This window comes from Streptomyces sparsus, from assembly GCF_054776295.1.
In genome coordinates this window covers 1-3,417 of record NZ_BAAHCA010000533.1, presented here as the reverse complement: position 1 = coordinate 3,417, position 3,417 = coordinate 1, and the positions used below count along the sequence as shown (strand labels likewise).

At 69.9% G+C, this 3,417-nt stretch carries 2 protein-coding genes; both read left to right on the top strand.

Going from position 1 to position 3,417, the window contains the following annotated elements; translation table 11 throughout:
• Positions 1-1,596: beta-ketoacyl reductase (locus ACYVE9_RS19760; RefSeq protein ID WP_461029216.1), on the top strand; the 1,596-nt coding region annotated here is incomplete at its 5' end.
• 68 nt (positions 1,597-1,664) lie between these two features.
• On the top strand, positions 1,665-3,417 hold a 1,753-nt coding region (locus ACYVE9_RS19755), incomplete at its 3' end, for a type I polyketide synthase (RefSeq protein WP_461029215.1).

Here is a 3,417-nt window from a genome sequence, read left to right as displayed (position 1 = left end):
CCGGAGCAGGCCGGGGTGTGGGGGCTGGGCCGGGTGGCGGCGTTGGAGCACCCCGACCGCTGGGGCGGACTGATCGACCTGCCGTCCGAGCCCGACCAGCAGTCGCTGCACCGTCTGACAGGTGCGCTGGGCGGAGCCGAGGACCAGATCGCCATCCGTGAGGGCCGGACCCTCGCGCGCCGGCTTCTCCGCGCCCCTGCTCCCACGACGACGTCCCTCGGGGCCTGGAAGCCGTCCGGGCGGGTCCTCGTCACCGGTGGCACGGGATCACTCGGTGCGCACACCGCCCGCTGGCTCGCCGAGCACGGTGCCGAAGAGATCGTGCTCACCAGCCGCCGTGGTGAGGAGGCCCCCGGCACGGCCGACCTGGTCGCGGAGCTGCGTCGGCTGGGAGCCTCGCACGTGCATGTCGCCGCCTGCGACGTGGCCGACCGGGACGCGGTCGCCGCCCTGCTGGCCGAGTACCGGGTGAACGCCGTCTTCCACGCGGCCGGAGTACCCGACGCCAAACCCCTGGACGAGATCGACGACGCCTACCTGGACTCCGTGTGGCGCGCCAAGGCCGCCGGTGCCGCCCATCTGGATGAGTTGACGTGTGGGTGGGATCTTGGGGCGTTTGTGGTGTTTTCGTCGATTGCGGGGGTGTGGGGGAGTGGTGGTCAGGGGGCGTATGCGGCGGCGAATGCGTTTGTGGATGCGTTGGTGGAGGGGCGTTGTGGTCGGGGTGTGGTGGGGACGTCGGTGGCGTGGGGTCCTTGGTCGGGTGGGGGGATGGTGTCGGGTGTGGGTGCGGTGGAGTTGGGGCGTCGTGGGTTGCGGGTGATGGATCCGGGGCGTGCGTTGGTGGGGTTGGGTTGTGCGTTGGAGGTGGGTGATGGTGCGGTGGTGGTGGCTGATGTGGACTGGGAGCGGTTCGTCCCCACCTTCACCAGCAGCCGACCCAGCCCCCTCCTCACCACCTTCGCACCGCCTGCCCACACCACCGCCGCTGACTCCGGTGGCGCGGACGCGACGCGCGCTCGCTTGGTGTCCCGTCTGGCGGAGATGCCGGAGGCGGAACGGCGACGTGCACTGCGCGAACTCGTGCAGGGCCGCGCGACTGCCGTGCTGGGCAGGACGGCTGATCGGACCGTGGACCTCGGCCGTGCCTTTCGGGACGTCGGCTTCGACTCCCTGACAGCAGTCGAGTTCCGCAACCAGCTCGGTGCCGAGACGGGACTGCGTCTTCCCGCCACCCTGCTCTTCGACTATCCGACACCTCGCCATCTTGCCGACCACCTGTACGGGCAGCTCTTCCCGGAGCAGCCGGACACCGCAGTGGTGGACGACGCGGACGAGGAACTGCTCCGGCGCAGGATCGCCGCCGTTCCGCTCTCCCGCTGGCGGGAGAGCGGCCTCATCACGGCGCTGCTGTCCGTCGCCGAGGCAACCGAGAACGGCGGATCCCCGGATCGGACCGAGCCCCACCAGGGGGCGGCCACCACGGAAAGCGCGGCAGACGGCGCCGGAGAACCCGAGGGCGGAGGAGAGGACGTCATCCAGGCGATGGACGTCGACGCCCTCGTCCAACTGGCCTTGCGCGACCCGCAGTCCTGAGCAACCGCCGCGCCACCTCTCCCTCTCCCGCCCGCCCGAGTACGGACCACTAACCAGTGGAGCTGAGCATGTCCACCTCCGAAGAGCGCGTAGTTGACGCGCTGCGCGCCTCCCTGCTCGAGAACGAGCGCCTGCGCAGGCGGAACGAGGAACTGACCCGCACCACCGAGGAGCCGGTCGCCATCGTCGGCATGGCGTGCCGGTACCCCGGGGACGTCACCTCTCCGGAGGACCTCTGGAACCTGGTGGCTGACGGGGTCGACGCGATGACTCCCTTCCCGGCGGACCGGGGCTGGGACACGTCGGAGCTGCCCGACGTGGGCCGCGGCGGATTCGTCAGCACTTCGGCCGAGTTCGACGCCGAGTTTTTCGGCGTGTCTCCACGCGAGGCCCTCGCGATGGACCCGCAGCAGCGGCTCGTGCTGGAGACCTCGTGGGAGGCCCTCGAACACGCGGGCATTCCGCCCACGACGGTGCGCGGCAGCCGCACCGGTGTCTTCATCGGATGCAGCAACCAGAACTACGGCGCGGTGACCGGCGCCGACCTCCCGGCTGGCACAGAGGGGCACCTGCTCACGGGCAACGCCGCCAGCGTGGTGTCCGGCAGGGTGTCGTACGTGCTGGGGCTCGAGGGCCCGGCCGTGACGGTGGACACGGCGTGCTCGTCCTCGCTCGTGGCACTCCACCTGGCCGCACAGACGCTGCGGTCGGGCGAGTGCGACCTCGCCCTGGCCGGCGGCGTGACCGTCATGTCCACCCCGGACGTCTTCGTGGAGTTTTCGCGGCAGGGGGGTCTTGCGTCGGATGGTCGGTGTAAGGCGTTTGGTGAGGGTGCGGATGGTACGGGGTGGGGTGAGGGTGTTGGTGTGTTGCTGGTGGAGCGGCTTTCTGATGCTCGCCGTCATGGGCATCGGGTGTTGGCGGTGGTGCGGGGGAGTGCGGTCAATCAGGATGGTGCGTCGAATGGTTTGACGGCGCCGAATGGTCCGTCGCAGCAGCGGGTGATTCGGGCGGCGCTGGCGAGCGCTGGCGTGTCCGCCGCGGACGTGGATGCGGTGGAGGCGCACGGCACGGGTACGGCGTTGGGTGATCCGATCGAGGCGCAGGCGTTGTTGGCGACCTACGGTCAGGGGCGCTCGGACGGGTGTCCGTTGTGGTTGGGGTCGGTGAAGTCGAATCTTGGTCATACGCAGGCTGCTGCGGGTGTGGCGGGTGTGATCAAGATGGTGGAGGCGTTGCGGCGTGGTGTGTTGCCGGCGACGTTGCATGCGCAGGAGCCGTCCTCGCATGTGGACTGGTCCGCCGGTGGAGTGCGGTTGCTGACCGAACCGCAGGACTGGCCGCAGACGGGTCGGCCGCGCATCGCCGGGGTGTCGGCATTCGGAGTCAGCGGTACCAACGCGCACGTCATCGTCGAGCAGTACGAGACCCCTGAGCCCGACGCCACACGTTCCTCACCCGCGCGCCTGCCTGCGCTGGTGTGGCCGTTGTCGGCCCGCACCGAAGAGGCTCTCCGCGCTCAGGCGCACACGCTCGCCGCCTTTGTGGCACGCCGCCCGGACCTTGATCCCCACGACGTCGGAAGGGCCCTGGCCACCACACGCGCACACTTCGAACACCGTGCAGTCGTTGTCACCAAGGACCCCGAACGCCTCTCGGAGGCGCTCACCGAACTCGCGAACGGCGCCTCACCGGCAGACGTCCTCACCGGTTCCGATCAGGGGGAGAGCCGGTCGGCGTTTCTGTTCTCGGGTCAGGGTGCGCAGCGTCCTGGTATGGGGCGTGAGTTGTACGAGGCGTTTCCGGTGTTCGCCGATGCCT